At 63.1% G+C, this 17,753-nt stretch carries 15 protein-coding genes; 10 read left to right on the forward strand and 5 right to left on the reverse strand.

Annotation, left to right across the window (positions count from 1 at the left end; all coding sequences use genetic code 11):
• Nucleotides 1-83: 83 nt before the first annotated feature.
• The 3 genes from C5J22_RS11735 to C5J22_RS11745 all read right to left on the reverse strand — a co-directional run bounded on the left by C5J22_RS11735 (nucleotide 84) and on the right by C5J22_RS11745 (nucleotide 4,186).
• A complete protein-coding gene (locus C5J22_RS11735) occupies nucleotides 84-1,178 on the reverse strand; it encodes an ABC transporter ATP-binding protein (RefSeq protein WP_105438354.1) in 1,095 nt (364 codons plus the stop codon).
• An 87-nt stretch (nucleotides 1,179-1,265) separates the two neighbouring features.
• The gene (locus C5J22_RS11740) at nucleotides 1,266-3,032 is read right to left on the reverse strand and encodes an iron ABC transporter permease (protein WP_245440352.1); all 1,767 of its coding nucleotides are present in this window, start codon (nucleotides 3,030-3,032) and stop codon (nucleotides 1,266-1,268) included.
• Between the two features lie 74 nt (nucleotides 3,033-3,106).
• On the reverse strand, nucleotides 3,107-4,186 hold the full coding sequence (locus C5J22_RS11745) for an ABC transporter substrate-binding protein (RefSeq protein WP_172746600.1): 1,080 nt from the start codon (nucleotides 4,184-4,186) through the stop codon (nucleotides 3,107-3,109).
• Between the two features lie 513 nt (nucleotides 4,187-4,699).
• On the opposite strand from C5J22_RS11745, the gene C5J22_RS11750 reads away from it, so the two are divergent.
• The 7 genes from C5J22_RS11750 (at nucleotide 4,700) to C5J22_RS11780 (ending at nucleotide 11,745) form a co-directional block, all read left to right on the forward strand.
• Entirely contained in the window at nucleotides 4,700-5,605 is a 906-nt protein-coding gene (locus C5J22_RS11750) for a LysR family transcriptional regulator (protein WP_046633401.1), read from the forward strand.
• A gap of 239 nt (nucleotides 5,606-5,844) precedes the next feature.
• Complete coding sequence (locus C5J22_RS11755) at nucleotides 5,845-6,924, forward strand: amidohydrolase family protein (RefSeq protein WP_105438356.1); 1,080 nt, start codon at nucleotides 5,845-5,847, stop codon at nucleotides 6,922-6,924.
• A gap of 3 nt (nucleotides 6,925-6,927) precedes the next feature.
• A complete protein-coding gene (locus C5J22_RS11760) occupies nucleotides 6,928-8,031 on the forward strand; it encodes an amidohydrolase family protein (RefSeq protein WP_105438357.1) in 1,104 nt (367 codons plus the stop codon).
• A 16-nt stretch (nucleotides 8,032-8,047) separates the two neighbouring features.
• The gene (locus C5J22_RS11765) at nucleotides 8,048-9,172 is read left to right on the forward strand and encodes an amidohydrolase family protein (protein ID WP_105438358.1); all 1,125 of its coding nucleotides are present in this window, start codon (nucleotides 8,048-8,050) and stop codon (nucleotides 9,170-9,172) included.
• The gene (locus tag C5J22_RS11770) at nucleotides 9,169-10,275 is read left to right on the forward strand and encodes an amidohydrolase family protein (protein WP_105438359.1); all 1,107 of its coding nucleotides are present in this window, start codon (nucleotides 9,169-9,171) and stop codon (nucleotides 10,273-10,275) included. Before C5J22_RS11765 ends, C5J22_RS11770 begins: the two co-directional genes overlap by 4 nt.
• A 2-nt stretch (nucleotides 10,276-10,277) precedes the next feature.
• Nucleotides 10,278-10,691, forward strand: a complete 414-nt coding sequence (locus tag C5J22_RS11775; protein ID WP_105415512.1) for a Rieske (2Fe-2S) protein — start codon at nucleotides 10,278-10,280, stop codon at nucleotides 10,689-10,691.
• 34 nt (nucleotides 10,692-10,725) lie between these two features.
• On the forward strand, nucleotides 10,726-11,745 hold the full coding sequence (locus tag C5J22_RS11780) for an extracellular solute-binding protein (protein WP_105438360.1): 1,020 nt from the start codon (nucleotides 10,726-10,728) through the stop codon (nucleotides 11,743-11,745).
• Between the two features lie 84 nt (nucleotides 11,746-11,829).
• Here C5J22_RS11780 and C5J22_RS11785 read toward each other — a convergent pair whose 3' ends face one another.
• Nucleotides 11,830-13,008: a thiolase family protein gene (locus C5J22_RS11785; RefSeq protein WP_105438361.1), complete on the reverse strand. Its 1,179-nt coding sequence runs from the start codon at nucleotides 13,006-13,008 to the stop codon at nucleotides 11,830-11,832.
• 11 nt (nucleotides 13,009-13,019) lie between these two features.
• Nucleotides 13,020-14,309 (reverse strand): beta-ketoacyl-ACP synthase II, encoded by a 1,290-nt coding sequence (fabF, locus tag C5J22_RS11790; protein ID WP_105438362.1) that lies wholly within the window; start codon nucleotides 14,307-14,309, stop codon nucleotides 13,020-13,022.
• Between the two features lie 89 nt (nucleotides 14,310-14,398).
• On the opposite strand from fabF, the gene C5J22_RS11795 reads away from it, so the two are divergent.
• The 3 genes from C5J22_RS11795 (at nucleotide 14,399) to C5J22_RS11805 (ending at nucleotide 17,753) form a co-directional block, all read left to right on the forward strand.
• Nucleotides 14,399-14,971: a TetR/AcrR family transcriptional regulator gene (locus C5J22_RS11795; RefSeq protein ID WP_105438363.1), complete on the forward strand. Its 573-nt coding sequence runs from the start codon at nucleotides 14,399-14,401 to the stop codon at nucleotides 14,969-14,971.
• Nucleotides 14,972-15,118: 147 nt separating this feature from the next.
• Entirely contained in the window at nucleotides 15,119-16,723 is a 1,605-nt protein-coding gene (locus C5J22_RS11800; protein WP_105438364.1) for an ABC transporter substrate-binding protein, read from the forward strand.
• A gap of 40 nt (nucleotides 16,724-16,763) precedes the next feature.
• Entirely contained in the window at nucleotides 16,764-17,753 is a 990-nt protein-coding gene (locus C5J22_RS11805; protein ID WP_105438365.1) for an ABC transporter permease, read from the forward strand.

Here is a 17,753-nt window from a genome sequence, read left to right on the forward strand (position 1 = left end):
ATTGAATATCTGCGACAAAACGCAAGTTTTCCATATCGCCGGCCCAAACCCGAGCCGGATGGGCCAGGGGAGCCCCAGAACAATCAGTTCCGCACGGCCCAGGCAGCCTCCACGGGTGCGGCGACGGTGACCGGGCGGCCGATATCGACATTCGAAAGCGACGAAGCCTCGACATGCAGCGTCTGCGCCGGGGTCTTGACCATGATCGACCGATGCGAACCGCGGAAGATCGCCTGCGAAACCTCGCCTGACCACGAAAGATCGCCGTTCACCTGGCCCGCGTCCCGGACATGCAGGTTTTCCGGCCGCACCATGACCGTGACATCCGCGCCCTTCGGCATTTCGGTTGCCGCATGACAGTCGCCGGACCAGCCCTGGCCTTCGACCGAGAGCTTGTAATATTGCCTGCCGTTCGGGCGGCAATCCTTGACCGTCGCGTTCAGGAGATTGGGCGTTCCGAAGAAGGCGGCCACCTGGCGGTTTTCCGGCCGGCGGTAGATTTCCTCCGGTGCACCGACCTGCAAGATCTTGCCGCCATGCATGACGACGACCCGGTCGGACAGCGCCATGGCTTCCGCCTGGTCGTGGGTGACGTAGAGTGCGGTGATCTTCAGGCGCTGCTGCAAGGCGCGGAAATCGTCGCCCATCTGGGTGCGCAGGCGCGCATCGAGGTTGGAGAGCGGTTCGTCGAGCAAAAGCACTTCCGGCTCGAACACCAGAGCACGAGCGATCGCCACGCGCTGCTGCTGGCCGCCGGACAGTGCCGGCGACGGACGCTCGGCATATTGCTCCATTTCGACGAGGCGCAGCGCGTTCATGACGCGATCGTTGATTTCCTTGTCCGGGCGACGGCGGATGCGCAAGGGATAGGCGACGTTGTCGAACACCGTCATATGCGGCCAGATCGCATAGGACTGGAAGACCATGCCGAGACGCCGGCGTTCGGAGGGCACGAAATAGCCCTTCTCCGAATCCGACACGACATTGTCGCCGATCGCGATGCGGCCGCCGGTATTCTTCTCGAGACCCGCCACCATGCGCAGCGTCGTCGTCTTGCCGCAGCCCGACGGCCCGAGCAGCGTGACGAACTCGCCGCTCTTGATCTTCAGGTTCACGTTGTCCACGGCAGTTATCGCGCCATACATGCGGCTCACGTTTTCGAGCGTCACCGAAGCCATATTTCTCTTCCTTTCGGAGCGGATGCCAGGATCCGCTTAAACGACAACCAAAAATCGGCCGGCGGCCGCAGCCGCCGGGCCTGAAGCCTAAAGCTTGCTGATGCGGGCCTTGATGAAGCTGAGCTGGACCCAGCGGAATACGATGACCAGAAGCATCATCATCAGGCCGATGACGCTCACCTGCTCGGCATTGCCGTTGGCCCAGAGTTTCATCAGCACGACCGCCAGCGTTTCCGATCCCACCGAATAGAGAAGGATCGACGCCGACAGCTCGCGCATGATGCCGAAGAAGGTCAGCACCCAGCCGACGGCAAAGGCCGGCCAGGCAAGCGCCACCATGATCCGCCACATGGTCTGGAACCAGCTTGCGCCGTGAACGCGCGAACATTCTTCCAAGTCATAGGAAAGCTGGTGATAGGCGCCGGTCATCACCCGCACGGAAACCGGCGTGCCGAGCGCGATATAGGCAAGCAGCAGTGCCCAGACGGTTCCGTAGATCGGGATCGGCCCCGGCAGCATGGCAAACGCCCAGAGGAAACCGACGCCGAGGACCATGCCCGGCATCATCCAGGGAAGCCAGGCCATGCCGTCGATCAGGTTGCGACCGCGCCAGCGGGTGCGCACCGAGATGTAGGCGACAATCGCGCCGAGCGCCATGGTCGCGGTGGCGCCGAGCAGGCCGAGCATCATCGTATTGCGGACCGCCCGCCAGAATTCGCTGTTGGCGAAGACGGACCTGTAATGCTCCAGGGTCAGCATGTCATAGGTGTAGAAGCCGAAGAAACGGAAGAACGAGCCGAGCATCAGCTGCCCGATCGGCAACACCACCGTGATGAAGAAGAACAGCACGCAGAAGGCGAAGGTCACCCAGCGCCAGGGGCCGAGCTCCATGACGCTCGGGCGAAACCCCTTGCCGGTGACGGTCTGGAAGCTTTTGCCGCGCAGCATCCACCACTGCCAGATGACGAGCAGGAACATCAGCCCCATGATCGCGAAGGAAAGCGACGTCGCGTACTGGTAGTCGGGCGTCGCGCGGTGGTTGATCGACTCGTAGATGTCGGTGGTGATTACCTTGATGCCTGCGGGCAGGCCGAAGAACAGCGCCGACTCGAAGGTCTCGATGCCCTTGATGAAGCTCAGCATGAAGGAGCTGGTCAGCACCGGCAGCATCAGGAGCAGGGTGATCTTGCGGAAGGTCGTCCAGCGCGAGGCGCCGCACATGCGGCTCGATTCCTCGAGCGACGGGTCCATCGCCCGGAAGGCGTCGACCATGAAAAGGAAAAGGAACGGGATCGAATACTGGCACATGTGCCAGATGACGCCGCCATAGGAATAGATGTTGACGAGCGGATCGGTACCACCGGTCAGCCAGCGCCAGACCATGTTGATGACGCCCACCTGCGGGTTGGCGAGCATGCCCCAGGCCATGGCGGTCAGGATCGGAGGAATGAAGAACGGCAGCGTGATCAGCACTTCCAGCGTGCCACGGAAGGGCGTGTCGGTCCGTGCGACGATCCAGGCGAGAAACACCGCGATCGTCAGCGAGGGTATGGTTTTCGCAAGCGATATGCCGATCGTGTTGGCCAGAACGATCAGGTTCTGGGTGGTCATGATCGATCGGTAGCCGTTCAGATTGAACTCGCCGGCCATGCCGGGCGGCGTGGAATGCAGGCTGCCGTAGAGCAGCATGGCGAGCGGATAGATCGTCAGGAAGCCGAGGATCAGGATCAGCACCAGCATGCCGATCAGACGCCACAGCGATCCGCCCGAAAAGGCGCGCGTGAAAGCATTGCCGGCAATCGTCGGCGCAGTTTCGGCGATGTCGTCTAGGGGGCGATTGTGGATAATCGTCATGGGATCCTCGCGGCTCCGGGTATGAAAAACGGCACCGCCGGCCCGAACATCGGACCGGCGGCGGCCTGGGAGGCTTACTTGAAGATGTCCTTGGACTTGGCCAGCATCTCGTTCTGGCGGGTCGTGTCCGTCGTGCCGTAGAGCTTGGCTTCGGAAATCGCCTTGACGTCCGCCGGCAGGCCTTCGGTCATGCCGGGAAGGACGGGACCGTAGCCGAGGCTCGCGTAGATTTTCTGCACGACCGGGCCCTGCATGAAATCGAGATAGAGCTTGGCGGCGTTCGGGTGCGGAGCCTTCTTGAGCATGACGTTGCCGTAAAGAACGTAAGGAACGCCCTCCTCGGGAATGATGAACTTGACCGGCAGCCCCTTCAGATCCGAGAAATCGGTCATGATCACGGGCATGTAGATCGAATATTCGCCGCGTGCGGTGCGGCGCTGCGACTCGCGCTGGTCGCGGGTGAAGACGAGCTTCTGGCTCGCGACCTTCTTCAAATAGTCTTCGCCGATCTTGTCATGGGTCGAGAAGAACCAGAGGTAACCGGCCCCGATCGCACGCGGGTCGTCGGACAGGATCTTGCCCTGCCACTTGGGATCGGTAATGTCTTTCCAGCTCTTCGGCTCGTCGGCTGGCTTCACGAGGCCGGTATTGATCATGATCCCGTAGGGAATGGTCATGACCGAGGCCATCGGCACCTTGAGCTTGAACTTGTCGCCGATCTTTTGAGAATTCGGGGTCGCCGGCAGCGGATCGACGGACTTGTCCTCCTTGTCGTAGAGCATGGTCTGCCCTTCGCTGGTGAACATCACGTCGGCGGCAAAGCGGCCGGCGGCCTGCTCGACACGGACGCGCTCGCGGATCTCGGAGGCGCGCGCTTCAAGCACCTCGACGGAAATCCCGTATTGCTTGGTAAAGGCCTCGGCGATCTGCTTGGTGCTCGGCTGGCCGACGAGCGCGGTATAGAGGACGAGCGAGCCCTCCTTCTTGCCCGCGTCGATCACCTTCTGCCACTCGGCATCCTGCGCGAAGGCAGGAAGGCCGGCCGCCGCCGAGATGGCAAGGCTGCCCGCAGCCGCCATGAAAACCCGGCGCGACCATTTTTGAATGGCCGAAGCCTTCTGAATGGCCGAAGTCATGGATGTGTTTGTCGTCACGTGTCTCTCCTCCCTGGAACCGACGATCGAGCATCGCGCCCGGGACCCGATCCCGGCATTCGACGCTCAAAATTTCTGCGGCCACCGACCGCGATCTCCCTTTTCACCGCAAGCGGTGGCGTTTTCCCGAACAGCTGCAACCGGGCCCAAAACCCCGGCTCAATCCCGACCGCTCACCGGTGTTCCAGAAACGATCTGGCGCGCACCTTGCAATTGACAAGGTCCCTGATAAGCACCGCATGATGCGGAGCATTCAGGCCTTCGGTTCGGACAGGATTGGCCTTGGCCAACTGCAAACTCCCTTTTTGGATTCCGATCCATGACCGGCTCTCCCAGCCAGTCGCGGCGATGCCACCCGGCACCGGAATTCCCTCTTCTGTTAGATTGACCTTTTCCCGTGCAGGGGAAAAGCACCATTTTTTTACATTCACTTTTCTCGAAAATAGAAAGATGAATTGTGTTACCGTTTATGCGGAGGGCTGCCTGACAGGGCAGCATGGGAGACCTAAGACATTGGATACGCTTATCAATATCCGCACGTTTCTGGCGGTTGCCCGGTCCGGCAGCTTTTCGGCGGCGGGCCGCCATCTCGGCGTCGCACCCTCGGTCGTGACCAAACGCATCAGCCGGCTGGAAGACCAGATGCGGGTGAAACTCTTCGTCCGCTCGACCCGCCAGATCATCCTGACGGAGATCGGCGAGCGCTACCTGCCCCGCTACCAATCCCTGGTCAAGGAGATCGACGATGCCATCAGTGGAGCGGCGGCCGTCGCCCAGCGGATCGAGGGACATTTGAGGATAAAGGCGCCGACGACGGTGACGATCGCCTTCCTCGCCCGCATCCTGAGCGACTTCCAGCAGGAGAACCCGAACGTCACCATGGATCTTGCCCTGGTCGACCGCTCCGTCAATCCGGCGGAAGAAGGATACGACATCGCGCTCGGCGCCCTGCCCGCCTCCTATTCCAACGTCGTCGACGAACCGCTCTGCCCCTATCCGCGAAAACTCTGCGCCGCTCCGGACTATCTCGAAAACCGCGGCCTGCCGAAACATCCGCGCGATCTGGTCAATCACATCTGCCTGACGTTCCACGCGACGGGTTCGACCTGGTCCTTCCGCAGCCCAGGCGGACCGATCGACGTCGAGGTGCGCTCCTCCTTCAGCGCCAACGATACCCAAATCCTGCACGACCTGGCGCTGCGAGGCCGTGGCGTCGCAATGGTGGCGAATTACGTGGCGGAAGAATCGATCCGGACGGGCAAGCTGATCGAGCTCCTGCCGGACTATCCCGTGGCGGAACTCTGGCTGAAGGCGCTCATCCCCCAGACCCAGGCGCGCAAACCGACCGTGCGTGCGCTGATGGAATGGCTGCGCATCCATATGCACGCGGCTCTTGTTCCGGGTGATCGAGCAGCGTGAGCGCCACGCCTTTGCTCCAGGAGAAAAACTGAAAGCCGATTGGCTTTCTCGAATCGAGAAAGCCGCTACGATGAAAAAGCATATTCTCTTGGCTCCCCGTGCCGCTTACCCTCCCAAATCGAGGAAACGCATCGCTGATGCGAGGTTGGCCGTCGCCTGTCGACGCGCCGCTCGGGAGTGAGGTTCAGGTCCGCCGCGAAACGAGCGGCCGGACCGACAGACAAGGGAGGTTTTAAGCGGTGGATACTGCTGTGACCCAGCAGCGCCCTGTGCTTTCGCAATTGGGCGCGATCGATTGTGACGTTCATCCGGACGCGCCGGGGCGAGAGGATCTTCTTCCCTATTTCGACGATTACTGGCGCGAGATCGTCACGACGCGCGATGTCGACCGTCTCGAGCTCACCAATTTCCCGACCCGCACCAAGCCGTTCTTCCGGGAGGACTGGAAGGCGACGGAGGGTAAGGGCGTCGAAAAGCTGCGGAAAAACCTGCTCGATCCCTACGGTCTCAAATACGCGATCCTCAACTGCATCACCGCCGTGCATGCGATCTACGATCCCTATCTCGCCACCGCCGTCTGCCGCGCCACCAACGACTGGCTGAAGACGGAATGGCTGGATCGCGACCCGCGCCTGCGCGCCTCGCTCGTCCTGCCGATGCAGAACCCGGAAGCCGCCGTCGAGGAGATCGAGCGCTTCGCCGATGACAAGCGTTTCGTGCAGGTGCTGACGCTCTGCATGGGCGAGATGCCGCTCGGCCGCCGCATCTACTGGCCGGTCTACGAGGCCGCCCAGCGCCATGGTTTTGCGCTCGGCGTGCATGCCGGCAGCGCCTACCGCCACGCACCGAGCCAGAGCGGTTTCCTCTCCTATCTAGCCGAGGATTACGCCCATCAGGTCCAGGGTTTTGCAGCCCAGGTCGGCAGTTTCGTTTCCGAAGGCGTGCTCGGCAAGTTCCCCGACATGAAGATCGTGCTGATCGAATCCGGCGTCTCCTGGCTGCCCGGCCAGATGTGGCGGATGAGCAAGGACTGGCGCGGCGCCCGCATCGAGATCCCCTGGGTCAAGGAACCGCCGTCGGCGCTCGTTCGACGCCAGATCCGCATGACGACCCAGCCCTTCGATGCGCCGCACGACCCGGCCGAACTGGAACGCATCATCGAACATCTCGATTGCGACGACATGCTGTTGTTCTCGACCGACTACCCGCATGCGCAATTCGAAGGCGACGCCGCGATTCCCGCCGGTTTCCCGGAACGGCTGATCGACCGGCTGGTTCGGCAGAACGCGCTCGCCACCTATTCGCGACTGGAGGACTAAGCCATGAACCAGGCCGTTCTGGACAAGGAGGCCAAAACCGAAACCAGGCTCGGGATCGTCGATTGCGACATCCATCCCGCCTTCGGTTCGCCCGCCGAACTTGCGAAATTCCTGCCCGTCCGCTGGCGCGACCATCTGGCCGATTACGGCCAGCGCAGTGCCAATCCGGTGGTCGGCACCCTGCCCTATCCGCGCATGACGCCCGGCAACGGCATGCGCCGCGACGCCTGGCCGCCGAACGGCGGACCGCCGGCCTCCGACCTTGCCTATCTGCAGGAGCAGCTGCTCGACCCGCTCGGCATCGAATACGGCATCCTGCAGCCGCTCGCCGCGGGATCCTCAACGCTGAACCAGGAGCTCGGCGCTGCCATGTGCGCCGCCGTCAACGACTGGCAACTCGACAAATGGACAGGCCCGGACCCGCGCCTGAAAGCCTCGATCTCCGTCACCCAGGAAGACGTGCCGGCGGCGCTTGCCGAAATCGAGGCGCGCATCGGTGATCGGAGTTTTGCCCAGATCGCCATTCCGCCGCGCACAATCGAGCCGGCGGGACGTCGCCGCTACTGGCCGATCTACGAGGCCGCAGAGCATTACGACATGCCGATCGGCATGCATTCGGCCGCCTATGGCCAGCATGCGAATAGCGGCGCCGGCTGGCTGAACTTCTATATCGAAGAGCACTACGCCTTCTCGCACAGCCTGCAGAGCGTGGTCACCAGCATGGTCTTCGAGGGCGTCTTCGAACGCTTCCCCAAGCTGAAGCTGATCGTCGTCGAAGGCGGCTTCGCCTGGGCGGCCCCGCTGATGTGGCGGCTCGACAAGCAGTGGGAGCGGATGCGCTCCGAGGTGCCGCATGTGAAGCGGCGGCCGTCCGAATATATCCGCGAGAACGTCTGGTTCACCACCCAGCCGATCGAGGAGCCGGAAAACAACCGCCACCTGCTCGACACACTGCGCTGGGTCGGCACCGACCGGCTGATGTTCTCGACCGATTATCCGCACTGGGATTTCGACGATCCGCGCTACGCCTTCAAGGTGCCGCTGTCGCCGACGGAGCGCGCGCAGATCTTTCGCGATAACGCAAAGCGCGTCTACCGCCTGCCCTGAACATGGGAGTGCTCACATGAATGAAATGGTGAGATCGCTGGGCAACGAGCCTGGACTGTCGACCATCGGCGGCATCGACTGCGACCTGCATCCGGCCTCGCCGGCGACCGCGACGCTGCTGCCCTATCTCGACGACTACTGGCGCGAGACTTTTGTCATGCGCGGCGTCGACCGGATGAGTCTCGCGATGACAGCATCGCCGCCGCGCGCGCCAATCAATGTCCGTCCTGACTGGAAGGCCGCAAGCGGCTTTGCCGGCGATACGCTGGAGGCCGTCCGAGCCCAGGCGCTCGACCCGTTCGGAACGCGGCTGGCGATCTGCAACGTGCTGCACGGCTCGATGGTCATGCATTCCGACGACATGGCCGCAGCACTCTGTGGCGCCGTCAACGAATGGCTGACACGGGAATGGCTCGACAAGGAGCCCCGCCTGCGCGGTTCGATCATCGTCTCGGCCCAGAACGCGGAACTCGCGGTCGCTGAGATCGAGCAACGCGCGGCGGACCCGCGTTTCGTGCAGGTGATGATCCTTGCCCAGAACGACGAGCCGCTCGGGCGCCGCCGTTACTGGCCGATCTACGAGGCCGCCGCCCGCAACAGGCTGCCGCTCTGTATCCATGCCGGCGGCAGCAACCGTCACGCGCCGACCGCCACCGGCTGGCCGAGTTTCTTCGTCGAGGCCTATGTGGCTCAGGGCTCGATTTTCGAAAGCCAGCTCCTCAGCCTCGTCGCCGAGGGTGTCTTCCACAAGGTGCCGGACCTCAAGGTCGTGTTTGCCGAAAGCGGCTTCACCTGGCTGCCTTCGTTCTTCTGGCGGGCCGACAAGACCTGGCGCGGCGTGCGCGCCGAGACGCCCTGGGTCACCGAACAGCCGAGCGACATCGTCAAGCGGCATGTCCGCTTCACGCTGCAGCCGGTCGAAGCGCCGCTGGAAACGGATGCGCTGGCCCGTACGCTCGAACACATCGACTGCGACGATCTTCTGCTGTTTTCGACCGACTATCCGCATGCGCAGTTCGAAGGCGTCAATGCGCTCTCGGCCAGGTTCGGCGAAACGCTGGCGAAAAAAATCCTGATCGACAACCCGCTCGCCACCTATCCGCGGATCGCTGCGGATTTTGAGAAGGAGGCCGCACGATGACCGAAACCCAAACGCTCGAACGCCCGGTCGAGGCGAAGACCAAGTACAATCTGATCGACTGCGACATCCATCCGTCGATGAAGACGCCGGCGGAGATGCATCCCTATCTGTCGCAGCGCTGGCGGGATCACCTCGCGACCTATGGCGGCCATACCCGCCAGGGACTGTCCGAAACCCTGTCCCATCCGCGCATGGTGCCGGAGGTCTCGCGCGTAGACAGCTGGCCGCCGGCAGGTGGGCCTCCGGGTTCCGACCTCCCCTTTCTGCGCGAGCAGCATCTCGACGGGCTGGGCATCGATATCGGCGTGCTCGTGCCGCTGCGCTTCAACGCCAGCGGCCAGCGCCATCCGGATTTCGCCACCGCCATCGCCACAGCCATCAACGACTGGCAGGTCGGCAAATTCCTGGAGCCGGAACCGCGCCTGCGCGGCTCGATCATCGCCACCCAGGAAGACCCGCAAAGCGCCGTCGCCGAGATCAACCGCCGCGCCTCCGATCGGCGTTTCGTGCAGATCCTGCTGCCGCCGCGTTCGATCGAGCCGCTCGGAAAACGCCGCCACTGGCCGATCTTCGAAGCGGCCGTCAGCCATGGCCTGCCGATCTCCCTGCATGTCGGCGGCGTCGGCGGGCATCAGGCGACCGGCGCCGGCTGGCCGTCCTATTACATCGAGGAGCACCACAGCCAGGTCCAGACCATGCAGTCGGTGATCGCAAGCCTGATCTTCGAGGGCGTCTTCGAGCATTTTCCGGACCTGAAGATTTCCTTCGTCGAAGGCGGCTTCTCCTGGGTGCCTGCCTTCGGCTGGCGCATGGACAAGGCTTGGGGTGCGATGCGCGACGAGGTCCCGCATGTGAAGCGGCCGCCCTCGGAATACCTCAAGGCCAACATCTGGTTCACCACCCAGCCGATGGAAGAGCCGAACCCGGCCAAGAACCTCACGGACACGCTGAACTGGATCGGCACCGACCGGCTGATGTTCTCGACCGACTATCCGCATTGGGATTTCGACGATCCCCGCTACGCCTTCAAGGTGCCGCTGTCGGCGGCCGAAAAAGCGGCGATCTTCGCCGGAAACGCTATCAACTTCTATGGATTGAATTGAGCATGGCCCGTCACGTAATCGCCAAGGTCGATGAACTCGATATCGGCAAGTCCAAGCTGGTGAAGGTCGCCGGCCGCGACATCGCCCTTTTCAACGTCAAGGGCGAGTTTTTCGCCATTGCCAATCGTTGCCCGCACGAGGGCGCCGATCTCTGCCGCGGCCAGGTCGTCGGCCTCGCCGAATCCGACGAGCCGGGCAAATACCGCATGACGCGCCATGGCGAACTGGTCCGGTGCCCCTGGCACGGCTGGGAATTCGACATCCGCACCGGCAAGTCCTGGTGCGATCCGGCCCGCACCCGCGTCAAGAGCTTCGACGTGTCCGTCGCCAAGGGCGGGGCGCTTAGCGAAGGTCCCTACCAGGCCGAAACTTTTCCGGTCTCCATCGACGAGGACTACGTGATCGTCGAGATCTGAAACCTTTTCACAAGCGAATATCTCGGGAGGAAAAATGTCGCTCATCACCAAACTGGCCGCGCTCGTGCTCGGCGCGATGCTCTGTAGCCCGGCGCTTGCGCAGGATGCCGACTGGAACAAGGTGGTGGAAGCCGCCAAGAAGGAAGGCACCGTCACCGTCTACAATTCGCAGCTCGGCGCCCCGAACTTTCTCGCCGTCGTCGAAAGCTTTCAGAAGAAATACGGCATCAAGGTCGAGTCCCTCGACCTGCGCGCCAGCGAACTGACCGAGCGCCTGCGCGCCGAACAGGCCGCCGGCCGTTTCATCGCCGATATCCAGATGCATTCGGCGAACTCGATCGAGACCGGCGTCACCCAGGGCACCCTCGTACAGCCGCTCGGCACCATCCCGAACGTCGCCAATATCCGCGAGGACATGAGAAAGGAGATCACCGACACCCACGTGCCGGGTTTCCTGCAGGCCTACGGCATCCTGGTCAACACCAGCCTGGTCAAGCCGGAAGACGAACCGAAAAGCTGGAAGGACCTTGCCGACCCGAAATGGAAGGGCAAGATCCTCTCCGACGACATGCGCCCGCTCGGTTCCGGCGGCACGATGTTCGTGGTCTTCCACAAGGCCCTCGGCCAGTCATTCAACGAGAAGCTCGCCGAGAACAAGCCGGTCTTCAGCCGCGACCTGCGCAATGACGCAAAGCGTGTCGCCCGAGGCGAATATCCCGTCTACATTCCGCAGATGTTCGCATTCGCCAATGACCTGAAGGGCCTGCCGATCAAGGTGATCGTGCCGCCGGAAGGGGTGCCCTACGTCTCGATCCATTTCGCGATGATGAAGAACGCGCCGCATCCGAACGCGTCAAAACTGTTCATCAACCACTTCCTCGACATGGAATCGCAGGTCACCTACGCCAAGGCCTGGATGCTGCCGGTTGCCAAGGGCGTCGAAGACCAGCTCGACCCGGAATCCAAGCGCTTCGCCGGCGCCAAGCTGCTCGGCACCCGCGAGATGAACGAATACGGCCCGATGATGGATCTGGCCAAGAAAATCTATCCGTAAGGGTCTCCAAGACCCTAATGTCCTCTCTGCCTGGATAGACGGAAAGCGCGGCAATCCCTCTTGCCGCGCTTTTTGCTGCTCCTATCAAATCATTTCCAGCGCCAGCGCGATGCCCTGGCCGCCGCCGATGCAGAGCGTGACGACACCGCGCTTCAGGCCGTCGCGCTGCATCGAATGGAGAAGCCGCGTCGTCAGGATCGCGCCGGTCGCGCCGATCGGGTGACCGTGCGCCACCGCCCCGCCTTCGACATTGGCGATATCCTCCGGCAGGCCGAGGCCTTTCAGGACCGCGAGCGGCACCGCCGCATAGGCCTCGTTGATCTCGATCCGCTCGATATCGCCGATCGTCCAGCCGGCACGCTCCAGCGCCTGATTGACGGCCGGGATCGGCGCGAGCGCGAACATGCCGGGTTCGACGGCGGCAACGCCATAGGACACCAGCCGCGCCATCGGGCGCAGGCCCTTGGCTTCGGCAAACGCCCGGTCGGCGACGATCATCGCCGCCGCGCCGCTGTTGAGGCCCGGCGCATTGCCTGCGGTGATCGTGCCACCGTCGCGGAAGGCAGGCTTGAGCTTGGCAAGCGCCTCTATCGTGGTATCCGGCCTCGGCGTTTCGTCGGCGGCAAAACTTTTCACGCCACCCTTCACCGGAAGGTCGATGCCGACGATCTCGGCAGCAAACTTGCCTTCCGCCTGCGCGGCGCTGAAACGCTGCTGCGAACGCGCCGCCCAGCGATCCTGGTCCGCACGGCTGATCTGCTGCGATGTGATCATGTCTTCGGTATGCCAGCCGGAATGGCGGTCCGAAAACGCATCGTGCAGGCCGTCGAGCAGCATGCTGTCGAAAATTTCCGCATGGCCCATGCGATAACCCCAGCGGCCGCCGCTCATCAGGTAGGGCGCGCGGTCCATGTTCTCCATGCCGCCGGCAATGGCGGCCCTGGCATGGCCGAGCCAGATGTCCTTGGCCGCGCCGGCGATCGCTTCGGCGCCCGAGCCGCAGACGCGGTTGACTGTGACTGCCGGCACCGAGACCGGCAGGCCGCCATGGATCGCCGCCTGCCGCGCCGGGTTCATCCTGTTGCCGGCCTGGACGACGTTACCCATGGTGACCGAGGCCACCTCGGAAGCGGCAAGGCCGGAACGCGCGATCGTCTCGCGGATCACCGCAGCACCGAGATCGACCGCCGGTATGCCGGCGAGCGAGCCGTTATATTTGCCGATCGCGGTGCGCACCGGCTGGACGATGACGACTTCGGACATGGCGGTTCTCCCTAGATTGCGTTTTTGTCGAAGCGGCGCAGGATGACGCTGGCATTGACGCCGCCGAAACCGAAACCGTTGGACAGCGCGTATTCAACCTCTGCGTGACGGGCCTGCGGACCGATGAGGTCGAGCCCTTCGGCGAGCGGATCGGGATCTTCGAGATTGAGGGTCGGCGGCAGGATACCGTCGCGCAAGGCAAGCGCGGTGATGATCGCTTCGAGCCCGCCGGCCGCACCGAGCAGATGGCCGGTCGCCGATTTGGTCGAGGAGATCGCCGGACCGTTATTGGTGCCGAAAATCGCCTTGATGGCAGCCAGTTCACCTGCATCCCCGACCGGTGTCGATGTGGCATGTGCATTGAGATAACCGATCGCTTCCGGCGGAAGGCCCGCCATCTGCAGCGCCTGCCGGATCGCTCTCTGGGCTCCCGAACCGTCGGCCGGTCCGGCCGTCAGGTGATAGGCGTCGGCGCTGGTGCCGTAGCCAACCACTTCGACCAGCGGTGCCGCGCCGCGCGCCAGCGCGTGTTCGAGCGTTTCGACGACGACGATGCCGGCGCCCTCGCCCATGACGAAACCGTCACGCGCGGCATCGAACGGTCGCGACGCCTTTTCAGGCGTATCGTTGAAGGCGGTGGAGAGACCACGTGCCGCCGCAAATCCGCCAAGCGCCACGCGGTTGATGCAGGCTTCGGTGCCGCCGCAGAGCGCGACATCGACTTCGCCGCTCCTGATCATCCGCACGCCGTCACCGATCGCCTGGACGCTTGCCGCGCAGGCCGTCACCGGCGCGCCGATCGGCCCCTTGAAACCGTAACGGATGGAGACATGGCCGGCCGCAAGATTGACGAGGAAGGATGGGACAGTGAAGGGCGAAAGCCGGCCGGCGCCGCGGGCGTCCACCGTGCGCACAGCTTCGGCGATCGAATGGAACCCGCCGATGCCGGAGGCGATAATCGTCGCGGTGCGGTCCTGCTTTTCGTCGGTGTCGGCGACCCAGCCGGACTGCTCCAACGCCTGCCGCGAGGCTTCGAGCGCAAATGCGATGAAGCGGTCCATCTTCTTGCGCTCCTTGTGCGGCACCGCAAGGTCGATATTGAAACCGAACTCGTCCTCGTCGATGCCGGGCACCACGCCGCCGACCTTGGCGTCGATATCCGGCACCATTTCGTCGGACAGCCGGCGCAGGCCGGAACGGCCCTCGATGAGGCGTTTCCAGGTGGCTTCCACACCGCTGGCGAGAGGCGATACCATGCCCATGCCGGTGATCACTATTCTGTCGCTCGGTCTTGCCGGCATGTTTCACCTCGATTTAAATTTTGATCATCATTTATCTCCTTTAAATGACGATCCAAATATAAGAGTCAAGGTATTCGAAGGAGAAGACGATGAAGGTGAGCCGCCAGGAAGCCGAGGAGAACCGCGCCCGCGTGGTGTTGAAAGCGGGCGAACTGTTCCGCGAATACGGCTTTGACGGCATCGGCATCGCCGACCTGATGAAGGCGGCGGGCCTGACGCATGGGGGATTTTACGGCCAGTTCAAATCCAAGGTGGATCTGGCAGCCGAGGCGACGCGCCAGGCGCTTGCGCTCAACGCAGCCGCCTGGCGGCAGACGATCGGCCATACCCGCGAAAAGGCCCTCAAGGCGATCGCAAGCATGTATCTGTCCCGGCCGAACCTGATCTTCAAGGCCAAGGGCTGTACCCTCGCCTCTCTCTGCGCCGATGCCTCCCGGCAGGGCGAAGCGGTGCAATCCGTGTTCGCCGAAGGCATCGAAAACCACCTCCAACTGCTGCAGGAGATCGTCGACGGCGACGGCGACGAGGGCCGACGCCGCAAGTCGATCGTCGTCCTGTCCCAGATGGTTGGAGGGATGACGCTTGCCCGCGCCGTCGGCGATGCGCCGCTCGCGGAAGAGATCCTCGCCACCCTTCGCGACAAGCTGGAGACCCGGCACTAAGCCTTTATGGCGCAATGGAAAATTCACCTTCCACCCCTCCGCGCCCAAGAATTTGTTCCCGAATGCCCGAGAGAGGAATTTCCTGCCTGTGCGACAGTTCATTTCGCTGGCAATATGCTGAAAAATGGCTGGATGCAGGAGAGAGCAATGACGATCGCCACCCTATCCCGACGGACCCTTTTGCAGGCGGGCGGCACACTGCTCGCCTCGACAGCTTTGCCGACTTTCGCCCTTGCGCAAGGCGCCGGCGGCCGGCTGATCGTCGCGGCAGATTCCGAACCTAAAAACCTCAACCCGGCGATCGTCGCGTCCAACGGCGTGTTCTTCATCGCGAGCAAGGTGGTCGAGCCGCTCGCCGAAGCCTCCTTCGACGGCAAGGACGGCTTGGCGCCGCGCCTCGCAATCTCCTGGGAGGGCTCGGCCGATGGCAAATCGGTAACCTTCAAGCTGCGCGAGGGCGTGAAATGGCACGACGGCAAGCCGTTCACCTCGGCCGACGTCGCCTATTCGGCGCTCAACATCTGGAAGCCGCTGCAGAACCTCGGCCGCCTCGTCTTCGCCAATCTCGAAGCCGTCGACACGCCGGATGCGACGACCGCCATCTTCAAGTTCTCGAAGCCGACACCGCTGCAGCTCATTCGCAACGCCCTGCCGGTGGTCAGCAGCGTCGTGCCGAAACATCTCTATGAAGGCACCGACATCGCCACCAACCCGGCCAATGTGAAGCTGGTCGGCACCGGTCCGTTCAAGTTCACCGAATACAAGCCGGGCGAATATTACCGCCTGACCAAGAACGCCGACTACTGGGGCAAGGGCGAACCGAAGCTCGACGAGATCATTTTCCGCGTCCTGCCGGATCGCGCCGGCGCAGGTGCTGCACTGGAAGCGGAAGAGATCCAGCTCGCCGCCTTCTCGGCCGTGCCGCTTACCGATCTCGCCCGTATCTCCAAGGTGCCGGGCATCAAGGTGATCTCCAAGGGCTATGAGGCGCTGACCTATCAGCTCGTGGTCGAGATCAATCACCGCCGCAAGGAGCTTGCCGACGTCAAGGTCCGACAGGCGATCGCCCATGCGATCGACAAGAAGTTCGTCGTCGATACGATCTTCCTGGGTTACGCAGCCGCCTCGACCGGCCCGGTGCCGAAGAACGCCCCGGAATTCTACGACGCCAACGTGCCGACCTACGCTTTCGACACCGCCAAGGCGAATGCGCTGCTCGACGAGGCCGGCTACAAGAAGGGCGCCAATGGCACCCGTTTCTCGCTGAAACTGCGCCCGGCGCCCTATTTCAACGAGACCAAGCAGTTCGGCGACTACCTGCGCCAGGCGCTTGCGGCAGTCGGCATCGATGCACAACTCATCAATGCGGATTCGGCGGCCCACCAGAAGGCGGTCTACACGGATCACGATTTCGATCTCGCCATCGGCCCGCCGGTCTTCCGCGGCGACCCGGCGATCTCGACGACCATCCTCGTCCGGTCCGGCATCCCGGCCGGCGTGCCCTTCTCCAACCAGGGCGGCTACGAGAACAAGGAGCTCGACGGCATCATCGCCAAGGCGGCGGAAACGGTCGATACCGCAGCCCGCACGGAACTCTACAAGCAGTTCCAGAAGATCGTCGCCACCGACCTGCCGCTGATCAACGTCGCCGAATGGGGCTTCATCACCGTGGCGCGGGATACGGTTTCGAACGTCTCCAACAATCCGCGCTGGGCGGTGTCGAACTGGTCGGATACCGCGCTGAAATCGTGATAGGCTTGATGGACTATTCGATTCAGAGGCGCTTTTTGGCGTGAACCGAGCCATTCGATTGATCCGACGTCGCGCGATCAGCAGCATTCCGGTGCTGCTGATCGTCGTCGTCCTGACCTTCCTCCTGCTCGAATCCGCCTCCGGCGATGCGGTGGATGCCTATCTCCTGTCGATCGGCGGCGGCGACGCGACCGTCGCCCAGTCGTTACGGCAGGCCTACGGCCTCGACCAGTCGATGCTCGCCCGGCTGTGGCTGTATTTTTCGTCGCTTGCAAGGCTCGATCTCGGCTGGTCGGTCGCCTTCGGACGACCGGTTCTCGACCTCATTCTTGAGCGCCTGCCAAACACGCTGCTGCTGATGGGCAGCGCCACGGCACTGTCTTTCGGGCTCGGTTCGGCGCTCGGGATCTTCGCTGGCGCAAAACCAGAAAGCATAATGGACAGAGCACTTTCCACCTGTTCCCTCATTCTTTACGCGATCCCGAGCTTCTGGCTGGGCCTGGTTCTCAGCATCGTCTTTGCGGTGCAACTGCGCTGGCTGCCGACCTCGGGCATCGAGACGATCGCCTCCGGCAAGGCAGGCCTTGCCCGCGCCATCGATATCACCCGGCACCTCATCCTGCCGGTGGGCGCGCTGGCGCTGATCTACATGGCGCTGTTCCTGCGGGTGATGCGCTCCGGCATGGCGGAGGCATGGACGCTGGATTTCGTGCTTTTCGCCCGCTCCAAGGGGCTGTCCCGCAGCCGCATCGTTCTGCGCCATGTAGCGCGCAATGCGATGCTGCCGCTCGTCACCATGCTCGGCCTGCAATCGGCCGCCATGCTCGGCGGCAGCGTCGTTATCGAGAGCATCTTTGCCATTCCCGGTTTCGGCCGGCTGGCGCAGGAGGCGGTCAGCGGCCGCGATGCGCCTCTGCTGATGGGCATCATCGTCGTCAGCGCCGTGTTGGTGATCTGCGTCAATCTCCTCGTCGATCTCGTTTATGCGGCACTCGACCCCCGGGTCGGTGCCTCGGAGCCCAATTCATGA

Origin of the sequence: Neorhizobium sp. T25_13 (assembly GCF_002968675.1) — a bacterium.
GTDB lineage: Bacteria > Pseudomonadota > Alphaproteobacteria > Rhizobiales > Rhizobiaceae > Neorhizobium > Neorhizobium tomejilense.

Bases quoted from the DNA above. Each gene is read 5' to 3' on its own strand.
- C5J22_RS11735 (WP_105438354.1), bottom strand. From the start codon at position 1,178: ATGGCTTCGGTGACGCTCGAAAACGTGAGCCGCATGTATGGCGCGATA.
- C5J22_RS11740 (WP_245440352.1), bottom strand. From the start codon at position 3,032: ATGACGATTATCCACAATCGCCCCCTAGACGACATCGCCGAAACTGCG.
- C5J22_RS11760 (WP_105438357.1), top strand. From the start codon at position 6,928: ATGAACCAGGCCGTTCTGGACAAGGAGGCCAAAACCGAAACCAGGCTC.
- C5J22_RS11765 (WP_105438358.1), top strand. From the start codon at position 8,048: ATGAATGAAATGGTGAGATCGCTGGGCAACGAGCCTGGACTGTCGACC.
- C5J22_RS11770 (WP_105438359.1), top strand. From the start codon at position 9,169: ATGACCGAAACCCAAACGCTCGAACGCCCGGTCGAGGCGAAGACCAAG.
- C5J22_RS11775 (WP_105415512.1), top strand. From the start codon at position 10,278: ATGGCCCGTCACGTAATCGCCAAGGTCGATGAACTCGATATCGGCAAG.
- C5J22_RS11780 (WP_105438360.1), top strand. From the start codon at position 10,726: ATGTCGCTCATCACCAAACTGGCCGCGCTCGTGCTCGGCGCGATGCTC.
- C5J22_RS11785 (WP_105438361.1), bottom strand. From the start codon at position 13,008: ATGTCCGAAGTCGTCATCGTCCAGCCGGTGCGCACCGCGATCGGCAAA.
- fabF (WP_105438362.1), bottom strand. From the start codon at position 14,309: ATGCCGGCAAGACCGAGCGACAGAATAGTGATCACCGGCATGGGCATG.
- C5J22_RS11795 (WP_105438363.1), top strand. From the start codon at position 14,399: ATGAAGGTGAGCCGCCAGGAAGCCGAGGAGAACCGCGCCCGCGTGGTG.
- C5J22_RS11800 (WP_105438364.1), top strand. From the start codon at position 15,119: ATGACGATCGCCACCCTATCCCGACGGACCCTTTTGCAGGCGGGCGGC.